Source organism: Arthrobacter sp. 2MCAF15, from assembly GCF_052115605.1.
Taxonomy (GTDB): domain Bacteria; phylum Actinomycetota; class Actinomycetes; order Actinomycetales; family Micrococcaceae; genus Arthrobacter.
In genome coordinates this window covers 65,585-85,258 of record NZ_JBFRGZ010000017.1, presented here as the reverse complement: position 1 = coordinate 85,258, position 19,674 = coordinate 65,585, and the positions used below count along the sequence as shown (strand labels likewise).

At 68.0% G+C, this 19,674-nt stretch carries 15 protein-coding genes; 5 read left to right on the top strand and 10 right to left on the bottom strand.

What is annotated here, in order from left to right:
• Window position 1: 1 nt before the first annotated feature.
• The 9 genes from AB4089_RS17820 to AB4089_RS17780 form a co-directional block, all read right to left on the bottom strand.
• Window positions 2-1,156 (bottom strand): phosphotransferase, encoded by a 1,155-nt coding sequence (locus AB4089_RS17820; protein WP_441410605.1) that lies wholly within the window; start codon window positions 1,154-1,156, stop codon window positions 2-4.
• On the bottom strand, window positions 1,153-2,502 hold the full coding sequence (locus AB4089_RS17815; RefSeq protein ID WP_441410604.1) for a phosphotransferase family protein: 1,350 nt from the start codon (window positions 2,500-2,502) through the stop codon (window positions 1,153-1,155). Before AB4089_RS17815 ends, AB4089_RS17820 begins: the two co-directional genes overlap by 4 nt.
• Entirely contained in the window at window positions 2,499-4,283 is a 1,785-nt protein-coding gene (locus AB4089_RS17810) for an ABC transporter ATP-binding protein (RefSeq protein ID WP_441410603.1), read from the bottom strand. The genes AB4089_RS17815 and AB4089_RS17810 overlap by 4 nt, the downstream gene beginning before the upstream one ends.
• Before the next feature lie 308 nt (window positions 4,284-4,591).
• On the bottom strand, window positions 4,592-5,767 hold the full coding sequence (locus AB4089_RS17805) for a glycosyltransferase family 4 protein (protein WP_441410602.1): 1,176 nt from the start codon (window positions 5,765-5,767) through the stop codon (window positions 4,592-4,594).
• Window positions 5,764-6,984, bottom strand: coding sequence for a glycosyltransferase (locus tag AB4089_RS17800; RefSeq protein WP_441410601.1), 1,221 nt, complete (start codon window positions 6,982-6,984; stop codon window positions 5,764-5,766). The genes AB4089_RS17805 and AB4089_RS17800 overlap by 4 nt, the downstream gene beginning before the upstream one ends.
• Window positions 6,971-8,236: a glycosyltransferase family protein gene (locus AB4089_RS17795; RefSeq protein ID WP_441410618.1), complete on the bottom strand. Its 1,266-nt coding sequence runs from the start codon at window positions 8,234-8,236 to the stop codon at window positions 6,971-6,973. Before AB4089_RS17795 ends, AB4089_RS17800 begins: the two co-directional genes overlap by 14 nt.
• Before the next feature lie 234 nt (window positions 8,237-8,470).
• Entirely contained in the window at window positions 8,471-10,012 is a 1,542-nt protein-coding gene (locus AB4089_RS17790; protein ID WP_441410600.1) for a sensor histidine kinase, read from the bottom strand.
• 52 nt (window positions 10,013-10,064) lie between these two features.
• Window positions 10,065-10,730: a response regulator transcription factor gene (locus AB4089_RS17785; RefSeq protein ID WP_441410599.1), complete on the bottom strand. Its 666-nt coding sequence runs from the start codon at window positions 10,728-10,730 to the stop codon at window positions 10,065-10,067.
• Window positions 10,731-11,233: 503 nt separating this feature from the next.
• Window positions 11,234-12,139 (bottom strand): serine hydrolase, encoded by a 906-nt coding sequence (locus AB4089_RS17780; RefSeq protein ID WP_441410598.1) that lies wholly within the window; start codon window positions 12,137-12,139, stop codon window positions 11,234-11,236.
• 136 nt (window positions 12,140-12,275) lie between these two features.
• On the opposite strand from AB4089_RS17780, the gene AB4089_RS17775 reads away from it, so the two are divergent.
• Window positions 12,276-13,196 carry a 2-hydroxyacid dehydrogenase gene (locus AB4089_RS17775; protein WP_441410597.1) on the top strand — a complete coding sequence of 307 codons (921 nt, stop codon included), beginning with the start codon at window positions 12,276-12,278 and terminating at the stop codon, window positions 13,194-13,196.
• A 138-nt stretch (window positions 13,197-13,334) separates the two neighbouring features.
• Entirely contained in the window at window positions 13,335-13,958 is a 624-nt protein-coding gene (locus tag AB4089_RS17770) for a dihydrofolate reductase family protein (protein ID WP_441410596.1), read from the top strand.
• Window positions 13,959-13,997: 39 nt separating this feature from the next.
• Here the strand turns inward: AB4089_RS17770 and AB4089_RS17765 are convergent, their stop codons facing one another.
• Entirely contained in the window at window positions 13,998-14,378 is a 381-nt protein-coding gene (locus tag AB4089_RS17765; RefSeq protein ID WP_441410595.1) for a VOC family protein, read from the bottom strand.
• 168 nt (window positions 14,379-14,546) lie between these two features.
• Between AB4089_RS17765 and AB4089_RS17760 the strand changes: the two genes are divergently transcribed.
• The 3 genes from AB4089_RS17760 (at window position 14,547) to AB4089_RS17750 (ending at window position 19,602) form a co-directional block, all read left to right on the top strand.
• Window positions 14,547-15,608 (top strand): YciI family protein, encoded by a 1,062-nt coding sequence (locus tag AB4089_RS17760; protein ID WP_441410594.1) that lies wholly within the window; start codon window positions 14,547-14,549, stop codon window positions 15,606-15,608.
• 203 nt (window positions 15,609-15,811) lie between these two features.
• Complete coding sequence (locus tag AB4089_RS17755; RefSeq protein ID WP_441410593.1) at window positions 15,812-17,554, top strand: ABC transporter ATP-binding protein; 1,743 nt, start codon at window positions 15,812-15,814, stop codon at window positions 17,552-17,554.
• A complete protein-coding gene (locus tag AB4089_RS17750; RefSeq protein WP_441410592.1) occupies window positions 17,551-19,602 on the top strand; it encodes an ABC transporter ATP-binding protein in 2,052 nt (683 codons plus the stop codon). Before AB4089_RS17755 ends, AB4089_RS17750 begins: the two co-directional genes overlap by 4 nt.
• Window positions 19,603-19,674 lie beyond the last annotated feature (72 nt).

Below are 19,674 nucleotides of genomic sequence, written 5' to 3'. Positions count from 1 at the left end.
CTCAGCCGCCCCCGGTCTCCATCGCCGCGCTTGCGAAGCCGGACGCGAGGCCGGGATCGTAGCCGCACTCATATCCGGCCACGAGTGGACGGCAGGCGAGACGTTCTTCGAGCACGGCAAAGGCCAATGCCGAGCGCACGGGGAGGGGGGAACACGCCAGACGCAGCCAGGCGCCGTCGGAATAGGCGTGGAAGCGGCTCGGGCTGACATGTAGCTCGTCCGCGGCGGCCAGTATTTGGGTGTGGGCCATTTCGTATCGTTCCGGAGTCATGCGGTTCCGGCGGGTGTGAAGTTCAAGGTGGACGTCTAAATTCGCCAGGTCCAGGGCGGCTTCGGCTTGGGCGGAATCGTCGAAGTCCAGCAACCCGAGCGGAGCGGATCCCTCGGCCGCGAGGATTTGCTTGTCGTGGAGGTCCCCGTGGGCCCAGACCAGGCTGTCCGGTTCGGTCTGAAGCAGGTTCTTCGTCACATTCTCTGCCTGGGTTACCAGGGCGTTGCCTTGCGCTGCGGCCGCCGGGGTGTCGGCGAAGTGGCGTAGCCAGCGGTTTACCCAGCGCCAGAGATCCGCGACTTCCACGGCGGGGGAACGGACCGGCAACGCGGCCAAACCGGCGCTGCCGGCAGAGACGGAAACTTGCGCGGTCCAGGCGTGCCGCCACTTCTGCCAGAGCCCTGCGAATGAAGTGTCACTGACGCCCAGGTGGTCCTCAGCCAACGTCCCCAAGGTCCGCCCCGGGATGGGGCTGAAAGCGATGATGTCCGGGGAGCTGCGAAGAATCCGGGGGGATGTGAAATTCCGGGTGTCCAAGAGGGACCCGGTTTGGGCGCAGCGTTGGGCCGGGACGAGGGCCTCGCCGGCCCGAAAGACCTTGACATAGGAGTTCTCGGTCCGGATGACGGCGCGAATGTAAGGCCGATGGGACACGATTTCGCCGTGCCGCGCCTCTGCGCGTAATGAGGGCAGCCAAGGGTCGTCGTCGGGCAGCAACTCAAAGCGACCGTCCCGCAGACGGGCTCCCCGGACGCCTGGTTGTCCTGGTATCAGGACCTCCAGTGTGTAATCTCCCGGGGTGAAGGCCGGCCATGCCCGGTGGACCAGCCAGGCCTGCCCGGAAGAGTCGACGGCGGTCGGCGGGACCGGCGGGAGCCAGTTCATGGGATCCGCCCGGACGCGAGTTCGATGTGCCTCGACATTTCGGCGGCCCAGTCCTCGGCGCGGTCCCGGAACGGATCCACGCTGTTGCAGAACAGCCTGTAGGCAGCCCAGGCGTCCACTGCAGCGGGGCTAAACCTGCCGCCGGCCTCGGCATAGCCCTCAAAGAGTGCTCCAGTGTGCGCCCGATGATCAGCATCGGTGCCGGGATGCCAAAGGCCTGCCTCCTCGACGGCTGCGAAGGAGCCGAGGTCGGATTCCGGGGCGCCCGGGCGGACGCGGTCGAAGTCGAGGAGGCGGACCTCCGCTCCGTCTACGCGGACCTGGTCGGCAGAGAAGTCGCCGTGAATCAGTACGGGGGTCCTCCCGTCCGTGGTTTCGTCCAGCCGGCGGCGGAGGCGGCCGGCCAGATTGGCGGCACGCCCGGCCAGCGTTGGCTGGAGTTCTGCCACCATGGCGCATGTCGCGTCGATCTGGCGAGTCACCAATGCCTCCGGTGTGGTGACCGGCCCGGGGGCCGCGTCGGCCGGAAGCCTATGGAGCCGGGCGAGAGCTGCTCCGGCCCGGTGCGCCGACTCGGCATCCCCGGTTGTGGATAGGTCGCACTTGCCCCACACCGGACTTGCGCTGATCCCGTGATCGGAGCAGCTGGCATCGGCAAGCCTGGGCAGCACTGGGATACCTTGCTCCTCCAGCTGCCGCTGGAATAACTCCTGGGCGGCGTGGTCGGAGGCCAGTGCCGCGGTCTTGATCACGATCGACGTGCCGCGAGCATGCTTCAGCAGCACCAGCCGGCGTTCGGGCTTATAGCGCAGTACGCGGCTGGTGTTCCCGGATTGGCCTGCGCCGAACGCCTGGCTTGGGCCGGCCGAGTCCCGGCCATCCGGCCCGTCGTCGACGCCGAGCATTTCCAGCCCGTACTCTGCGAGCCAGCGCAGGTTGTGGCGCAGGAGCCAGTCGTCTTCGATGACACCGACCGCGATAGCCGCGTCCAGGTGCGGCATTAGTGGCCGGATCAGCTGCACACCGGGGCCGCCGCGCCGCGCCGCGGACCGGGCCCGCCCATTCAGCTTGACGTTGTTTTTTGTGCTCAGCGCCCAGCCGTAGCCGGCTGTGCCGTCCTCTGCCGTCCGCGGGTCCGCCGTGCCGGCACGTCCTGTCCCACTGCGGCGAAAGGCAACGAGCACGGAGGTGCGCGGTTTGTACCGGACACGGGTGATGTGAAGGGGTTCGCCGACGAGCTCGGACAGAATGTCGTCGTCGAGCAGGTGGGCAAGGCAGGGAAGTGCTTCGTCCCGGGCGGCCAGCGCGAGGTCGGCGTCGTGCGTAGAGACCGGGGGCGCGCTCACGTCGGCGCTCCGACGTCGCGCCCCCGCGGTTCCTGCCCCTGGACTTGCCGGGAAGCATCGGGCCCGATCTGGGGGGAGGGTGCGTCGCCCAACCACTTGCTGAAGTGGCTCCCGGGGTCCTGCAACAGCTCGAGCGGCGGTCCCTGCTCGAGAATGCGGCCGTCCTCAAGCCAGATGATGCGGTCGCAGGCACGCGCCGCGAAGGCGTCGTGGGTAATGGTGATCGAGGTCCGGCCCCGGGTCAGGACCTCAAGGGCGTCGAGGATGGACTCCCGGGACGCTGGGTCGAGGCCCGCGGTGGCCTCGTCCAGGATCACGATTGGCGCCTGCCGCAGGATGGCTCGGGCGATGGCGAGGCGTTGGCGTTGACCGCCGGAAAGGTCCTTGGCGGCCTCCCCCAGGACGGTGTCGTAGCCGTTGGGGAGGCCCCGGATGAAGGTATCGGCCTGGGCAAGTTCCGCCGCGTGCTCGATGTCCTCGTCGGAGGCACCCAGCCGGCCGAACCTGATGTTCTCCCGGACGGTGGTGCCAAAGAGCACGGAATCCTGCAGCAGGATGGAGACGTGGGAGCGCACGGAGGCGATCTGGCAATCCCGCAGGTCCTGGCCTCCCACGCGGACCGTGCCGGAGATGGGATCGATCATGCGCAGGACGAGGCTGGCCAGCGTCGATTTCCCTGCCCCGGACGGGCCGATGAGCGCCAGATGCTCCCCGGCTGGAATTCTGAGATTGATCCCGTGCAGAACGGCGATGTCTTCGCCGTGCCCGGCATTGACGTCGTCGAACTCGATGTCCGGATGCTGGCTGTCCAGGGGGCGCGCGTTGGGTGCTTCCGGGAGGTCGGTCTCGGCCTCCAGCAGATCTGCAACACGCTCGCCGGACGCTGTGGCCCGGGCAATCCGGCTGGTCTGCTTGGCCAGGTCCTTCAGCGGTTTCATCCCGGTCTTGAGGTAGGTCAGGAAGACCACCAGGTCCCCGGGCGTCATCGAATGGTTAAGGACGCGCCAGCCGCCGCCGGCCAGGACGACGGCTGTCGCGAACCCGATCAGCACGTCGGTTCGGCGCTCAAGCCCCGCGGCCAGCCGCAGGGCGACGACGCCGGTGCCCAGGGCCGCCTTGTTGCTGTTGCGGAAGTTGGAACTGATGGTGTCCTCGAGGCCGTAGGCCTGCACCTCGCGCATGGCGCTGAGGGTCTGGGACGCGGTGGTAGCCAGGGCGCTTTCGCCCGAACGCGACTTCCTGGCGGCACTGGTGATGGAACCGGAGCTGCGCCGGGACAGGAAGGCAAACACGGCGGTGGCCAGGAAAACGATGAGCGCCAGCAATGGGTCAAGCCACAGCATGATGCCGGTCATGGCCACGAGCGTGACCGCGTTGCCCAGCAACGGCAGGCCGGCCGTGACGGCGACTTCCTGCAGCCGGGACACATCGGCGACGATGCGCTGCACGGTGTCCCCCGAGGAGGTTTTAGTGTGGTGCCGCATCGACAGACCCTGCACATGGCGGAAAGTCTGCGCCCGGAGGTCGGCCGCGATCCTCGACCCAACCAGCGCGAAGGAAATCTGCGACCAATAGTTGGCAATGGCGCGCAGGATGCTGATGGCCACAATCGCACCGCCGCACAGCAACAACGTCTCCGCGCTGGCATCGATGGTGGGTCCCGGCCGCTTGATGGTCGCGCCGAGCGAGCGGGACACGCCGTCGATCACCATTTTTACCGGCCACGGCTCCAGCAGGCGGAGCAGGACGTCCGCGGCAAGGGCCGCAAATCCTATGGTCATCCTGAGCCGGTGGCCTCGCAAATAGGGGCGGACGCACCGCAGCGTGCGGCGGAGCCCGGACTCGGGTTTGGCCGGACGACGGCGGAGCCGGGGCCATAGCCGCGTCTGCCGCTTGTGTTGACCACGGACCGGCCGCGCAGACTTTTCCACGGGCTTCGGCGTGGGGTTCGCCGGCGGGAGGTTCCCCGGTACGGTGCCCTCCCGTAACGCCGGGGGCGCTGCCCCCCGTGGTGCGGGGCTGTTTCGTGTGGGGCTCTGCGGCGGGCTTTCCTGGTCCGGATCGCGAAGCAGATGCCTGGAATCGGTGGTCATTGCCTTGCTAGTCTCCGTGCAGGGGGCAGTGCCCCGGTGATCCGGGACAGCACGCCGCTCCAGCTGAACTTCAGCACGGCTTCGTCGCGGGCCGCCAGCCCCAGCCTGTCCCGCAGGTTCGGGTCGTGGCCGAGCCGGATGAGGGCCTCGGCGAAGGCGTCCGGATCCCCGGGCGGGACCAGGAGTCCCGTGCGGCCGTCCTGGATGATGGACGGGATCTGGCCCACGGCGCTCGCGATCACCGGCAGGCCCGCCGCCATGTACTCGAAGACCTTCAGCGGCGAGAAGTAGTCGTCCTGGCCGGGCCCGTCCTGGGGGTAGGGGGCCGCAGCGGCGTCAAATTCTGCCAGGAGGCCTGGCACGGCGGCCGGCGGGACGGCGCCGGTGAACACCGCTGGCACGTCGAGGGCCATGGCCAGGCGTTCGAGGTCCTCGCGCACCGGGCCGTCACCCACCACGTGGACCTGCCAGCGCAGGCTCGGGTCAGCGGTCTGCTGGTTGGCCAATGCCACACCGTGCAGCAGGCCCGGGACACCGTGCCAGGGCTTCAACGTTCCGACAAATCCGATTGTGAGATGGTCCGCGCTACGGCGGCCGGGACGGCGGACCGGGATCCGCTCCGCGTTCACCCCGTTCGGCGCCAGCACGGTCCTCGCGGTGGGCACCCGCGACTGGACCCAGCGCACCACGGGATCCGAGACGCACGCCACGACGTCGGCCGTTGCGGCGTTGCGGCGGAACACGGTCTCGGCCTTCTTCACATCCAGCAGCTGGCGGTACCGCTGCTGCTCTTCGATGAGCGGGGCGTTGACCTCAAGGACTGAGGGCACGTCCAGGATGCGGGCCACCACGGACAGCGCCGGGCTGAACAGCGAATAGCGCTCGTAGTACAGGCCGCAGCCGTTGCGCAGGACCTCGTCCGCCAGTCCCAGCGCGGCGTCCTGGACCGCCCGTTCCCGAGCGGGGGCGGGGACGGATTCCGGTTTGACTTCCACGACGTCGAGATCGGCCAGGTCGGAGGGCCGCTCGGTGCCGAGCCGGGTGCAGTAGACCGTGACGGCGGCGCCGGTACCGCGCCATGCGCGGACGATTTCCTGGACATGCACCGAGGAACCCTTGGTGCCGAAAACTGGCACGCCGGGGTCGGCGCAGAGGTAAGCGACGCGTGTCATGCAACTCTCCTTTCCGGACGGGAGAGGGACCTCAGGAGCCCGGCCTGCCGGTGGACGTCGTAGTCCTCCTCGATCAGGGCACGGGCATTGCGGGACACGGCAACCCTGTCCGTCGCCGGGGAGCCGAGCGTGCGGATCCCGCGGGCCAGGGCGTGCGGGTTGCCGGGCCGGACCAGGACCCCGGTGGTGCCGTTCCGCACAACCTCGGGGATTCCGGTGACGGACGTGCTGACGCAGGGGACGCCGGTGGCCATCGCCTCGAGCAGGACTGTGGGCATGCCGTCCGCGTTGCCGTCGGCGCCAATCACGCAGGGCGCCACGAACATATCGGCAGAATGGAGCAGCTCGTGCACCTGGTCCTGGGTCTGGGGGCCCAGGAGGCGGACGTGCTCGCGGAGCCGGAGCTGATCGATGCCGGCCTCCAGCTCCTCGGCCATGATTCCGGTCCCGGCGATCTTCAGGTCCAGTTTGACCCCCTGGTCCAGCAGTTCGGCGGCCGCGGGCAGCAGGTGCTGGAAGCCTTTCTTCTCCACCAGGCGGCCGACGGCGGCGATCCGCAGGGTGGCCCCGAGCGGGCGGGGCTCCCGGTACGGGAAGCGCTCCAGCTCCAGGCCGTTGCGCACCAGGTGGAGCCGGGCGGTCGAGCTCGGGAAGCGGTGGCGCAGGTAGCGCATGTTGTACTGGCTGATGGTCACGGCGTGGTGGGCTTGCTCCAGTTTGCGCCGCAGGTCCTCGTCCTGGACCGATTCATGGAAGATATCCACTGCGTGGGCGGTGAACGAGAACGGGATCCCGGTGATGAGGGACGTCAGCCGGGCCACGGTGGTGGCGCCCGAGGCAAAGTGGACGTGCATGTGCTGGATGTTCCGGTCCTGCAAGGCGGTGGCCAGGTTGATGGCCTGGACGGCGTCGTCTGCCGTGGCGGCGGTGAGTTCGCCAAGATTCCGCCCGACGGCGGCCGTGAGCCCGGCCGCCTCGGCCATCCGCAGGCTCTCCCACAGGGCAATGGTCTTGATGGGCCGGTCAATGTAGGTCACGGGCGCCTGGACCCGGGCGAGTTCGGGGTGGAACCGGGAGTCGTCGGTGGGCCGGAGGGAGTAAATCTCGATCCGGTCGCCCGCAGCCTCTCGGGCCAGGATCTCCGAAACGATGAACGTTTCCGAGAAACGCGGATACATCTTCAGGACGTACGCAATGCCCGGCTCAAACGGCGACACGGCTTGCACCGCCCTTCGCGCGCCTTGTGGCGATGCTTTCGTCCTGCTGGAACTCATCGGCCCCAAACTGATCGGACGTGGCGACTTCGGTGCCGAACTGGTCGGAGTCGGCCAGCGGCCTCAGCAGTTCTGCGGCCAGCTGCGGAACGCGGATCAGGCCGTCCAGCACCGCACGACGGCGGTCCACGGTGGTGCCGATCCGGGCGGCCAGCCAGCCGGCCAGGATCTCCGGCGTCAGCGTGCCGATCTCGTGCTGCTCCAGGTATCCCGCCGCGGCCAGGGACGCGGCCCGGATTCGTTGCTCGGCGCGCGACTGCGTGCGGGGCACGATCAGCGCGGGGACCGCGGTGCTCATGATCTCGCACACCGTGTTGTAGCCGCCCATGGCGACGACGGCGCTGGCGTGCCGGATGTGGAACACGAGGTCATCCACGGCTGCCACCACCTTGACGCCGGGACGGGCCTGCTTCCGGAGGTCGTTGAGCTGCTCGGCGGGCATCTGCGGTCCGGCGACCACCAGGTGTCCCAGCCCGTCCGGGACCGGCGCGGCGACGGCGACGCTGGCCAGGGCGTACCCGTCCGAGCCTCCGCCGACCGTTGTCATGCAGTACTTCCCGGGCATGCAGCTGGTGCCGGAGGCCGCGGGGCGGCCCTCGGCGAGGTAGCCGGTGTATCGGATGAGCTTCCGGAGGGTGAACGGTATTTCGCCGGCGGCGACGGGATCGTGGACGGCGGGATCGCCGTAGACCCAGATGGCATCGAACAGGTCCTTGACCACCCGGGGTCCGCCTACCCTGGCCCATTCGGCGAGGGCCGCGGCGGGCGCGTCAAGGACCTCGCGGAGGCCGAGCACCACGCGGACTTGCCCGGCCGTGCGTGCGCGCCGTAATGCAGTTTCGAGTTCGCCGTGGACGCCGGTGGCGTGACGGTCCACCACCACCAAGTGGGGGGAGAAACCCGCCAGCGTTGCCTGCAGGAGCCTGGCCCGCAGCGGCACGAGCTCCTGCATGGGCAGCGCCAGGTTCCTGGGCAGGTAGCCCGAGGAACCCTTCGCCACGCCGGGCAGCAGGACCCAGTCCCACCCTTCGGGCAGCAGGAACGCCGGGGCCAGGGCTGTGCCGGTGATGAGGATTCCGGTGACTGGGCGGCCGATAAGCCCGGGCAGCTGATTGGTCAGTGCGTGGGCCAGCGCCAGATTCCGACGCACATGTCCCAGGCCCACTGAATCATGTGAGTACAGCACGATCCGCATTGGCTCCACAGCAAATCCTCCCGCCCCCGATGCACGGGACACAGCGGTGATCGCAACTGTTTCTGATCACAAATGGGTCCGGTGCCGGCGCTGTCTGATGATATTCATCAGCCTGCGCCCCCAGAGTGAGGGTGGGATGAGGGGAAGATTAAGGATTCCTCATCAAAGGGCCGGACTTTGCGGCCACGCGCTTATCAGCGGCCAGATCAGCGAACCAGAACAGCCGCGGATCAGTCAGACGCGGACGTTGACGGCCTGCAGGGGGATCTTGATCAGGAAGGTGGAGCCGTGGCCGTATTCGGATTCCACGGTGGCCACGCCGCCGTGCGCCTGGGCGATTGCCGCGACGATTGCCAGGCCCAGTCCCGAACCTTCCTCGCCGCGGCCCGTGTGCGCCCGGCCGAACCGTTCGAAGATCCGTTGCTGGTCCTCCGCGGCGATTCCGCTGCCGTCATCGCGTACCCACAGCACCAGGGTGTCCTGTTGTGGGTGCGAGGCCCCGTCGTTTGCCGTTGGGCTCTCAATCCGGGAACCCAGCGCTATCGTGGAGGAAAGCCCAGTGTATTTGACGGCGTTCGCGGCGAGCTGGACCAGGGCCTGGGTGAGGCGCTGCGGATCCGCCTCCACCACGTAGTCGGCCTTTTCATCGATCTGCCAGTTGCGCTCGGCCAGGACGTGCACCTTTTCCATGACCTGGTCCATGAGTTCCGGGATCCGGACGGGTTCACGCCGGATGAAGCCGGGATCGCCGGAGTTGGCGAGCAGCAGGAGGTCGTCCACCAGGCGCTGCATGCGGTCCACCTCGTCCAGCAGCACGTCGCGCGTGGCAATGACGTCGTCCGGGTCATCCACCGTCACGAGCTCGAGGTGCCCGCGGAGGATGGTCAGCGGGGTCCGCAGCTCATGGCCGGCGTCGTCCAGGAACTGCTGCTGCTGCTGGGCGCCTTCGTCCAGCCTTTCGAGCATGGTGTTGAAGGTCTTGGCGAGCAGGGTGACGTCGTCCTCGCCCTTGCGGACTTCCACCCGTTGCGTGAGGTCTTCCGGGCCCACCGCCCTGGAGGCCTCGCGCATACGGCGGAGCGGATCGAGCAGGCGGCCGGCAACGATCCCGCCGATCACCGCGGCCGCCATGAGCATGGCGAGGGCCACCAGCGAGTACGTCCGGACCGAGTCGGCGTTATGCTCGCGCTGGTCGCCGGCGTCCCGGCCAACCAGGAAGAAGGTCCCGGTGGCGCCCTTCATGGGCACCACCACAGTCCTCAGCGGGCGGCCGTCCGCGTTCAGCTCGCCGAAGGACGCGCCCATTGGACTCCTGAGCTGGACGGCGTCGGTGAACATGGTGTTGTCCAAAAGGGCGTGGTCCCCGTTGCCCTCAACGGTCCACGCCACGCGCCCGTCCACGATCCCGGCCATGACCTCGTTGCTGCGGGGCTCGATATCTTCCGCGGCCTCGTGAAGCGCGCTGATGTACGTCCTGTTCGCATAGTCCCCGGACGTTTTCTTGTTGGTCTGGACAAGCTTGACCACGGCGTTGGCCTTGTCCAGGATCGCCTGGTCAACCCTGGCATCAGAATCCTGGAACTGGACCACAAACGTGACCAGCCCGGCGGTGACCAGCCCGGCGAGCATCATGCCCAACATGGCTGCCACCACCCGGAAACGCACCGAGTGGATCTTTGCGCCCCAGCCGGACGGGTCCTGGGTTTCCGGCGCAGCGGACCCAGCGGCCGGCGCGGCCTGGCCGCTCCCGCCTGGATGATCATCCGACGTGGTCACTGTGCTCCTTTCCTGCGACATCCCTGTCCCTTCACGTACCGCGAAGACCTGCTTAGCTCAGGCGGTACCCGGCGCCTCGGGTGGTGAGGATGCGCTCGGCGCCGATCTTTCTCCGCAACTGGCGCACGTACACGTCCACCACGTTGGAAGTGCCGTCGAAGTCGTAGCCCCAGACGTGGCTGAGCAGTTGCTGCCGGCTCAGGACCTGGCCGGGATGGAGCAGGAACATTTCCACCAGGGAGAATTCGCGGGAGGAGAGCTCCACCATCCTGCCGTCGACGCTGACGGTGCGCGTGAGCAGGTTCAGCTCCAGGGGCCCGTAGCGCATCACGTTTGCCGCCGGCGGATCGCCGGAGTCCCCCTTGCGGATCCGGGCACGGATGCGGGCCACCAGTTCCTCGAAGTGGAACGGCTTGACGATGTAGTCGTCGGCGCCGCCCTCCAGCGCCGCGACGGTGTCCGTGGAGGATCCGCGGGCCGTGAGGAAGATGACCGGGATGCCCACCTGGCCGCGGCGCAGTGCCGCCAGGACGGCGTAGCCGTCCAGCCGTGGGAGCCCGATATCCAGGAGCAGGAGATCGAATTCGCCGCTGGACGCGTAGTCCACTGCCGTGACGCCGTCGGCGACCACGGTGGGCGCGTAGCCGGCGGCGCGCAGTCCCTTTTCGATGAAGCGGGAGATGCGTTCTTCGTCTTCTGCGATGAGGATGCGGATCAAGGTGACTCCCTGGAAAAGCCCGGATCCGGAAAGTCCCTTTAGACCGCGCGGTCGCGCGGACATCATGCGCGGGATCCTGGCTTGCCCCAATACTGCGGCATCTCCTGCACACGAGCCGGGAGGAATTCCGAGGCCCCAGCAGCCTCGATCAGCCCGGAGTGCGGGCGGGGTCCGGGCCCCTGGTGTGGGGCCCGCTGTCTTTTTGGCGCGTGTTTTGGTCAGGGCGGCGCGGCGGGCCGTGCGGGACCGGAGGTCCCTGCTTCGGCGGGACGACAAGTACGAAATTCAGAAGGACTGGACATGTGGGTGCTCCTCCAGAGGACGGCCCAATGGTGGGGGGCTCCATCGGGCAGCTGCGGCTGAGACTATTCCCGCTTCTTTCATCCTGCCCCTGTAATGGAGCGTGCGCCACCTTTGATTGGTGGAAATTCAGTCTGTTAACAGCTCCCGCACAGCTGCACTGCGCCATGTCACGCCGCTGCAGCACTACTAACTGAACACCGCTACTGACGGAACAGGGCGCCGGTGACCTGGTGCGTCAGATCGTGGATGAGGTCCAGGCGGGCCGCGCTGTCGGCGTCGTCCGGTCCCCACGTGTAGATGACCACCGCGTAGGAGCGGTCCCCGGCGCTGAGCAGGGCGGCGTCGTGGACGTAGCCCTGCACCACACCGTACTTGTGATGGACGGTGATGCCAGGGTCCACGGCCGCCGGGATGAGGTCCTCGTCATTGGTGTGCTGCATGTAGCCGAGCAGTTCCGCCGTGTGGCCGGCGTTCAGCAGCTTGCCAGTGGCGAGCTGCTGGATGAGCCGGGCCATGTCCGGCGGGGCCAGGAGGTTCTGCTCGGGATCGTAGGTGATGCCGAGGGTGGCGGCGTAGGCGGTGAGGTTGGGGTAGCCGATGTCCTGCATCAGCAGCAGCCAGGAGTCGTCGCTGCTGGTGTTGATCATGGCCTTGAGCTGGAACGCGGCGTTGAAGGAGCCCAGCGGGGCGTCGAGGGACTTATCGCCGGTTTCCACCAGGTGGTAGTAGGCGGCCGCGGTCAGGACCTTTGCTGTGCTTGCCGCCGTGTACGGTGCCACGTCGCCGTAGCTCTGCAGCTGGCCGTCGTGGGTGTCCACCACGGCGACGCCGATCCTGTGGTCGGGGTGTTCACCGATGATCCGCTGGATCTCGGCGGGGAGGTCGACGGCGGGCGCCGGGGCCGCCGTCGCCGCGGGGGACGGGTTCGGCGCCTGCCTGCCGGCGGCGGTCAGGAGACTGCCGGCCAGGAAACCACCGTTAGGCGGGGCGGTGCGGAAGACGCCGAGGACCACGACGGCGGCCAGCACCAGCGCGGTGACGGCCCACACCAGCACCAGGTTCCTGCGGTGCGTCGGAGCGGCCGGCCTGGGCACCGGATTCGTCATGTGAGTGGCCTTCCGGGCTCGGCAGGGGGTGGTGCCTCTGACGTTAGGCCCGGCCGGGGGTGAAGTCCACGGAGCGCGCGGGGGAGCGCCGAAGTTGGGAAAAATTACCGCTCGCCGGTCTACTACGCTGGCACTCATGACCCGGAAAATTACTGTCAGCCTGCCGGACGCCGCGTTGCGTGAATACCTTCAGCCGCACCCGGACGTGACCGTCCTGGAGTGGGACCTTGCCGGTGAGCCGCCCGTGCCGCGGATCGACATCGTGGTGCCGCCCTACATGGGCGGCCCGCAGGTCCTGCAAGGCCTGGAGGCGGTGGACACGGCTCTGGTGCAGAGCCAGTCGATCGGGTACGACGGCGTGGCGGAGTTCCTGCCGTCCGGCCGGGTCTTCGCCAACGCGGCCGGCGTGCACGAGACCTCCACCGCGGAGCTGGCGCTCGCGCTGATCCTCGCCAGCCAGCGCGAGCTGCCCCGCCTGGTCCAGAGCCAGCAGGAGGGCCGGTGGGACGCCAGGCCCACCGCCAGCCTGGCCGACCGGCGGGTCCTGATCGTCGGCTACGGCGGGGTGGGCAAGGCGATCGAGGACCGGCTCCTTCCCTTCGAGACATCCGTGACCCGGGTGGCCAGCAGGGCCCGGACGGACGAATGCGGTCCCATCCACGGCATCGAGGAACTCCACGCGCTACTGCCGGAGCACGACATCGTGGTGGTGGGGGTCCCGCTCAGCGACTCCACCAGGCACCTGATTGATGACGCGTTCCTCTCGGCCATGCCGGACGGCGCCCTGGTGGTGAATGTGGCCCGCGGACCGGTGGCGGACACGGACGCCCTCGTCCGGCACACCGGCTCCGGACGGATCCGCGCCGTGCTGGATGTCACCGATCCCGAGCCCCTGCCGCAGGACCACCCGTTGTGGCGAACCCCGGGCGTCATCATCAGCCCGCACGTGGGCGGGGCCAGCTCGGCCATGCGCCCCCGGATGGGCCGGCTGCTGCAGCGCCAGATCGGGCTCATGCTGGCCGGCGAACCGCCGGTGAACGTGGTGCTGGGCGGCTGATCGGGACAGGAAGCGCGGCCGAGCCGTTGGCACCCGTTGCTGTGCGGGACCCGTTGCTCCGCAGGGAATCCTGTGCCAGCCTCGAAGTGATCCCATCGCCGGGGCCGACGACGACGGGCGGCAGGGAAGGAGCACGGCATGGGACTGATCCACATCGACCTGTTCACTACGCTCGACGGCGTTGCGCAGGCGCCAGGCGGGCCTGACGAGGACCCGGACAGCGGCTTCGCGTTTGGCGGCTGGCAGGCGCCTCTCTGGGACGAGGTCGTCGACGAACAGGTCGGCTCCGGAATGGCGGAGATGGATGCGCTGCTGCTCGGGCGCCGGACCTACGACATTTTCGCCGCGTACTGGCCGCACGCGGACGGGGACATCGCGCGGCTGTTCAACCGCCTCCCGAAATACGTGGCCTCGCGCCAGACGCCTGCCCTCGAGTGGGCAGGCTCCACTCTGCTCGGCCCTGATGTCGTCGCCGCCGTGCGCGACCTGCGCGACCGGCACGCGAACACCCACGTCATCGGCAGTCTGGACTTCGTGCAGACCCTGTTCGCCGAGCGGCTCTTCGACCGGCTCACGCTCTGGGTATATCCGATCCTCCTCGGCGGGGGAAAGAAGGTCTTCGCCGACGGGGTGGTTCCGACAAACCTCAGGCTCATCGAGCCGGTGGTCGCCTCACCAAAGGGTGCGGTGATGCAGCGCTACGCCCTCGCCGAGGGCGCCCCCGGCGTCGGCGACATGTCGGACGTCGACCAGGAGGGTTAGAAAAGGTCAGGAGGGGCAGGCGGGCCGCGCCGCTACGGGCTACGGGTTCTCGGCTGAATTCTCCGGCCGGCCTGTGTCCACCACGCAGAACCTGTTGCCCTCCGGATCGGCAAGGATCACATAGTCGGCGTCCGCCGGCCGCTTGCTCCACTCCACCCGGGTGGCGCCCAGCGCCAGGAGCCGCTGCACTTCAGCGCCCTGGGTGTCCGTGTACAGGTCCAGGTGCAGGCGCGGCGGCACCTGGACGGCGGCCGGGACGCGGTCCAGGGAGATGCAGGTGCCCACACCGTCCGGCGGCGCCAGGATGACAAAGTCGCCGTCGGGTGCGTACCGCGGCTCGTAGCCCAGGGCGGCCTGCCAGAAACGCATCTGGCGTTCGAGGTTGTCCACCCGGATGACGATCGAGCCAATGCTCAGCATCCGGACAAGCTACACCCGGGCTACCGGCCCGGCAAGCAAGCCCGGCCGGGCAAGCAGGCAAAGCGGATGAGCCACGGTCGGGTTGCTCCGACCTGCAGTCTTGTGCGGCGCGGTGGCATCGGCGAGGATGAACGCGACAGCCGTGCTGCGAAGAGGGAGTCCACCCGAATGACCAAGTATCAGATCTCGTTTCCGAGTGCCGCCAGGGTTGTCCCCGAGGAAGAGTTGCGGGCCGCAACGGAGGCGGCGCACGCGGTTTTCCAGGAGGCGAAGGACGCGGGCGTCTGGGTGTCCGGCGGCGGCATCGATGAGAGCATTCCGCCCGTCATGGACGACGCCGACGGGAGCGTCCGCGCGGGTACTTACCCGCAGACTGCGCAGTTCCATGGAAGCATCGTGGTGCTGGAGCTGCCCTCGTACGAGGCGGCCTTGGAGTGGGCGGCGAAGATTGCAGCCTCGTGCCGTAGTGCGCGACAGCCGCCCGCCTTCCAGGACGACCCGGCTGACGTGGGCGATCCGAAAGAGATCGACGTAACCTTCGACTTCCGTTCCGACACGCCCACAGGCAAAGATCCGGATAGGTTTAGCCCAGCCCTCCGCAGTACCCATCGGAGGCTCTGGGGCAGGCCCGTGCAGAATGGTGGGCTATTCGACTTGGACGTAAGCAACCCCAACCGATACCTCTATCACGAGTCCGACTTGGGCCGATTCTTTCTGTCGAGTGACGCGATCATTCGGACCTTCTGCCGGCACCCAAGGGCCGCTTCGATCATGGCGCACATTCCGGAGGCAGAGCAGGAAGCCTTTAGCCGGCAGGGCTACACCATCGGCGGGATGATCGTTTTCCCGGGCAACAGGGTCAACAACAAGCAGACGATCAATCAGCGCCGAGGCACTCACCCCCGCATCGCCGACCGGTTTGACCTGACTCTCGAGTGCATCCGGCGTCACTATCTCCGCCAGTCCAGCCCGCTGGCCGACACCTTGGAGCTATACCCCGAGTTCTTCGGCTTGTTTGGCGACTTCCGTGGCTACGTGGACTTCTTTCTGCTCCAGGACCTGGTAACGGAGGACTACGCCAGCGTCCGGTTCTTCCTGCCGTTCGCCGATTTCACGACTCGTGCCATACCAAAGACCCTCGATGAGTATCGGCTCTACCGGCAAGCCAGCCTCGAGTTCGTGGGTGCACGGAACGCTCAGATCGCTGACTTCGTCGCCGAGCCAAAGTAGCCTCCACCATTCGAGCTTTTGGTTGCATTCTTAGACGACGTCGACGCGCGCCACATCGCGGCCATCGGCCCGTATGCAACGCCCACCAAACGCACCCCCGATTCGCCCTGAGAGAAACCCAGCTAGCTCCCGGTAGCCGGACGTAGACTGACCGTCACATCGTTCTGTGCGAAACAGCCCGTGACGCGTGAAGTGGAGACCGGATGCTCTGGAAACTGCTTGTCGAATACCTGAGGCCGCAGCGGCGGCTGCTGCTCGCCGTCGTCGTCTTCCAACTGGCGGCGTCCATCGCCTCGCTGTACCTTCCCACCCTGAACGCGGACATCATCGACCAGGGCGTCGCGACCGGGGACACCGAGTACATCCTGCGCATCGGCGGCATGATGCTGATGATCACCCTGCTGCAGGTCGCCTGCACCATCGCCGCCGTCTACTTCGGCGCGAAGGCCGCGATGGCGCTGGGCCGGGACGTCCGCGGGTCCATCTTCACCCGGGTAGCCGAATTCTCCGAGCAGGAAGTCACCCGGTTCGGCCCGCCCAGCCTGATCACCCGCTCCACCAACGATGTCCAGCAAGTCCAGCAGCTGGTCCTGATGTCCGCCACGCTCATGGTCACGGCGCCCATGCTCTGCATCGGCGGGGTGATCATGGCCATCCGGCAGGACGTGCAGCTGTCCTGGCTGATCGCGGTCAGCGTGCCCGTGCTCCTGATCGGGGTGGGCTCGATCATCATCCGGATGGTGCCCCTGTTCAAGCTCATGCAGGGCCGGATCGACACCGTCAACCGGGTGCTGCGCGAACAGCTCACCGGCATCCGCGTGGTGCGGGCCTTCGTCCGGGAGGATGTGGAGACCGCGCGCTTTGCCCGCGCCAACGAGGACGTCACGGACAGCGCGCTGCGCGCCGGCCGGCTCATGGCGCTCGCGTTCCCCACCGTGATGCTGGTGCTCAACGTCTCCAGCGCCGCCGTGATCTGGTTCGGCGCCTTCCGGATCGAGGACGGGTCCATGCAGGTGGGCACCATGATCGCGTTCCTGAGCTACCTCATGCAGATCCTGATGTCCGTCATGATGGCCACGTTCATGGCGATCATGATCCCGCGCGCTTCCGTCTCCGCGGACCGGATCAGCGAGGTGCTCGGGACCGAATCCAGCGTCCGGCCGCCGCTGCACCCGGTTTCGCGTGCGGCCGGGCGGGCGGCCCGGGGCGAACTGGAGATGCGCGACGTCGGCTTCGCCTACCCGGGGGCCGAACAGCCGGTGCTCTCGGACCTGAGCTTCACCGCCCGCGCGGGGCAGACGACGGCGATCATCGGCGCCACCGGCTCCGGCAAGACCACCCTGGTGAACCTGATGCCGCGGCTGTTCGACGCGACGTCCGGCTCGGTACGGATCGACGGCGTGGACGTGCGCGAGCTCCACCCGGACCTGCTGTGGGGGCACATCGGCCTGGTCCCGCAGAAGCCCTTCCTGTTCTCCGGCACGGTGCGCAGCAACCTGCTCTACGGCAAACCCGACGCCACCGAGGACGAGATCTGGCGGGCCCTGGCCATCGCGCAGGCACAGGATTTCGTGGAGGAGCTCGAAGGCGGGCTGGACGCGCCGATCTCGCAGGGCGGCACCAACGTCTCCGGCGGCCAGCGGCAGCGGCTCGCGATCGCCCGGGCCCTGGTGAAACAGCCCGAGCTCTACATCTTTGACGACTCCTTCTCCTCGCTGGACACCGCCACGGACGCCCGGCTGCGGCAGGCGCTCAAGCGGCACACGGCCGGGGCCACCCTGGTGATCATCGCCCAGCGGGTCTCCAGCATTGTGGACGCGGACCAGATCCTGGTGCTGGATCGCGGCAGGATCGTCGCGCACGGCACGCACCCCGAACTGCTGGAGACGTCCGAGACGTACCAGGAGATCGTGAACTCCCAGCTCGCAGCGGAGGAGGCAGCATGAGCCGCACCGACAAGGCGCCGACGCCGGCCCCCACCGCCGGGGCCGCCGGCACTTCCGCTCCCGGTTCCGCCGCCCCCGCCGCTGCTCCGGCGCAGGCGCCGCTGCGAATTCCCCGCCCCGCGGGCGGACCCGGCCGCGGCGGGCCGTTTGCCGGAATGAACATCCCGGCGGAGAAGGCCATGAACTTCGGCCCATCCGCCCGGCGGCTGCTGGGGGAGCTGCGGCCCGAACGGCTGTGGCTGGTGCTGGTACTTCTCCTCGCCGTCGTGAGCGTGACGTTCTCGGTGATCGGGCCCCGGCTGCTCGGCGAAGGCACCAACCTGATCTTCGCCGGCGTCGTGTCCAAGCAGCTGCCGCCCGGTGAGACCCAGGCCCAGGTGATCGCCCAGCTGCGCGCCGCGGGGCAGACCCAGCAGGCCGACATGCTCAGCGCCATGACGCTCACGCCCGGCGCCGGGATCGACTTCACCGCGCTGGCCACCGTGCTGCTGTGGGCGCTGGTGCTGTATGTCCTGGCCTCGGTGTTCGGCTGGCTGCAGGCGTACATCCTCAACGGCGTCGTGCAGCGCACGGTGTTCCGGCTGCGCGAGCGGATCGAGGCGAAGATCAACGCGCTGCCGCTGCGCTACTTCGATTCCGTGCAGCGCGGCGAGCTGCTCAGCCGAGTGACCAACGACGTCGACAACATCTCCCAGAGCCTGCAGCAGTCCATSAGCCAGGCCGTGACCTCGCTGCTGACCGTGGTGGGGGTGCTGGTGATGATGCTCCTGCTCTCGCCCACACTGGCGCTGATCGCGCTGGTGACCATTCCCCTGACGCTGGTGACGACGGCGGTGATCGCCAAGCGCTCGCAGAAGCTGTTCGTGTCGCAGTGGAAGCACACCGGAGAGCTGAACGGGCAGATCGAGGAGACCTACACCGGGCACGCGCTGGTGAAGGTCTTCGGCCGGCAGCGCGAGGTGGAGGAGCGGTTCCGGCAGAAGAACGTGGAGCTGTACCAGGCGAGCTTCGGCGCGCAGTTCATATCCGGCCTGATCATGCCGGCCATGACGTTCATCGGGAACCTGGTCTACGTGGGGATCGCCGTGGTGGGCGGCCTGCAGGTGGCCTCCGGGGCGATGCAGCTGGGCGACGTCCAAGCGTTCATCCAGTATTCCCGGCAGTTCACCCAGCCGCTGGCCCAGCTGGGCTCCATGGCCAACCTGCTGCAGTCCGGCGTGGCCTCGGCCGAGCGGGTGTTTGAGCTCCTGGACACCGAGGAACAGGGCCCGGATCCATCGCCTTCCGTGGCACCCGATGGGGGCCGAGGGCGGCTGGTGTTCGAGGACGTCTCCTTCTCCTACTCCCCGGACAAGCCGCTGATCACTTCGCTTAATCTGGTGGCCGAGCCGGGCCAGACCGTCGCCATTGTGGGGCACACCGGAGCGGGCAAGACCACCCTGGTTAACCTGATGATGCGCTTCTACGAGCTCGACGCCGGGCGGATCACGCTCGACGGCGTGGACGTCACCGCGATGACCCGCAACGAGCTGCGCTCGCGGATGGGCATGGTGCTGCAGGACACGTGGCTGTTCGGCGGGACCATCCGGGACAACATCGCCTACGGCCGGCCTGACGCTTCGGAGGACGAGATCCTGGAGGCGGCCCGGGCGACGTACGTGGACCGGTTTGTCCGCTCCCTGGCGGAGGGCTACGACACTGTGCTCGAGGACGAGGGCGGCAACGTGTCGGCGGGCGAGAAGCAGCTGCTGACCATTGCTCGGGCGTTCCTGGCCCGGCCGTCGGTGCTGATCCTGGACGAGGCCACGAGTTCGGTGGACACCCGCACCGAGGTGCTGGTCCAGAAGGCGATGAGTGCTTTGCGGTCCGACCGGACTTCGTTTGTCATTGCCCATCGACTCTCCACCATCCGCGACGCCGACCTCATCCTGGTGATGGAATCCGGCCAGATAGTGGAGCAGGGGACGCACGCTCAGCTGCTGGCTGCGGGCGGTGCATACGCGGCGCTATATGCGGCGCAGTTCGCGGCTCCTGTGGCGGAGGTGTAGAGGCTCCCGAGTTGACACTGCGGATCCCCAACGCATTTTCCATGCTCACTATGGCGAGTTCCTGCGAAGATA

Bases quoted from the DNA above. Each gene is read 5' to 3' on its own strand.
- AB4089_RS17820 (WP_441410605.1), bottom strand. From the start codon at position 1,156: ATGAACTGGCTCCCGCCGGTCCCGCCGACCGCCGTCGACTCTTCCGGG.
- AB4089_RS17810 (WP_441410603.1), bottom strand. From the start codon at position 4,283: ATGACCATAGGATTTGCGGCCCTTGCCGCGGACGTCCTGCTCCGCCTG.
- AB4089_RS17805 (WP_441410602.1), bottom strand. From the start codon at position 5,767: ATGACACGCGTCGCTTACCTCTGCGCCGACCCCGGCGTGCCAGTTTTC.
- AB4089_RS17795 (WP_441410618.1), bottom strand. From the start codon at position 8,236: ATGCGGATCGTGCTGTACTCACATGATTCAGTGGGCCTGGGACATGTG.
- AB4089_RS17780 (WP_441410598.1), bottom strand. From the start codon at position 12,139: ATGACGAATCCGGTGCCCAGGCCGGCCGCTCCGACGCACCGCAGGAAC.
- AB4089_RS17775 (WP_441410597.1), top strand. From the start codon at position 12,276: ATGACCCGGAAAATTACTGTCAGCCTGCCGGACGCCGCGTTGCGTGAA.
- AB4089_RS17770 (WP_441410596.1), top strand. From the start codon at position 13,335: ATGGGACTGATCCACATCGACCTGTTCACTACGCTCGACGGCGTTGCG.
- AB4089_RS17765 (WP_441410595.1), bottom strand. From the start codon at position 14,378: ATGCTGAGCATTGGCTCGATCGTCATCCGGGTGGACAACCTCGAACGC.
- AB4089_RS17760 (WP_441410594.1), top strand. From the start codon at position 14,547: ATGACCAAGTATCAGATCTCGTTTCCGAGTGCCGCCAGGGTTGTCCCC.
- AB4089_RS17755 (WP_441410593.1), top strand. From the start codon at position 15,812: ATGCTCTGGAAACTGCTTGTCGAATACCTGAGGCCGCAGCGGCGGCTG.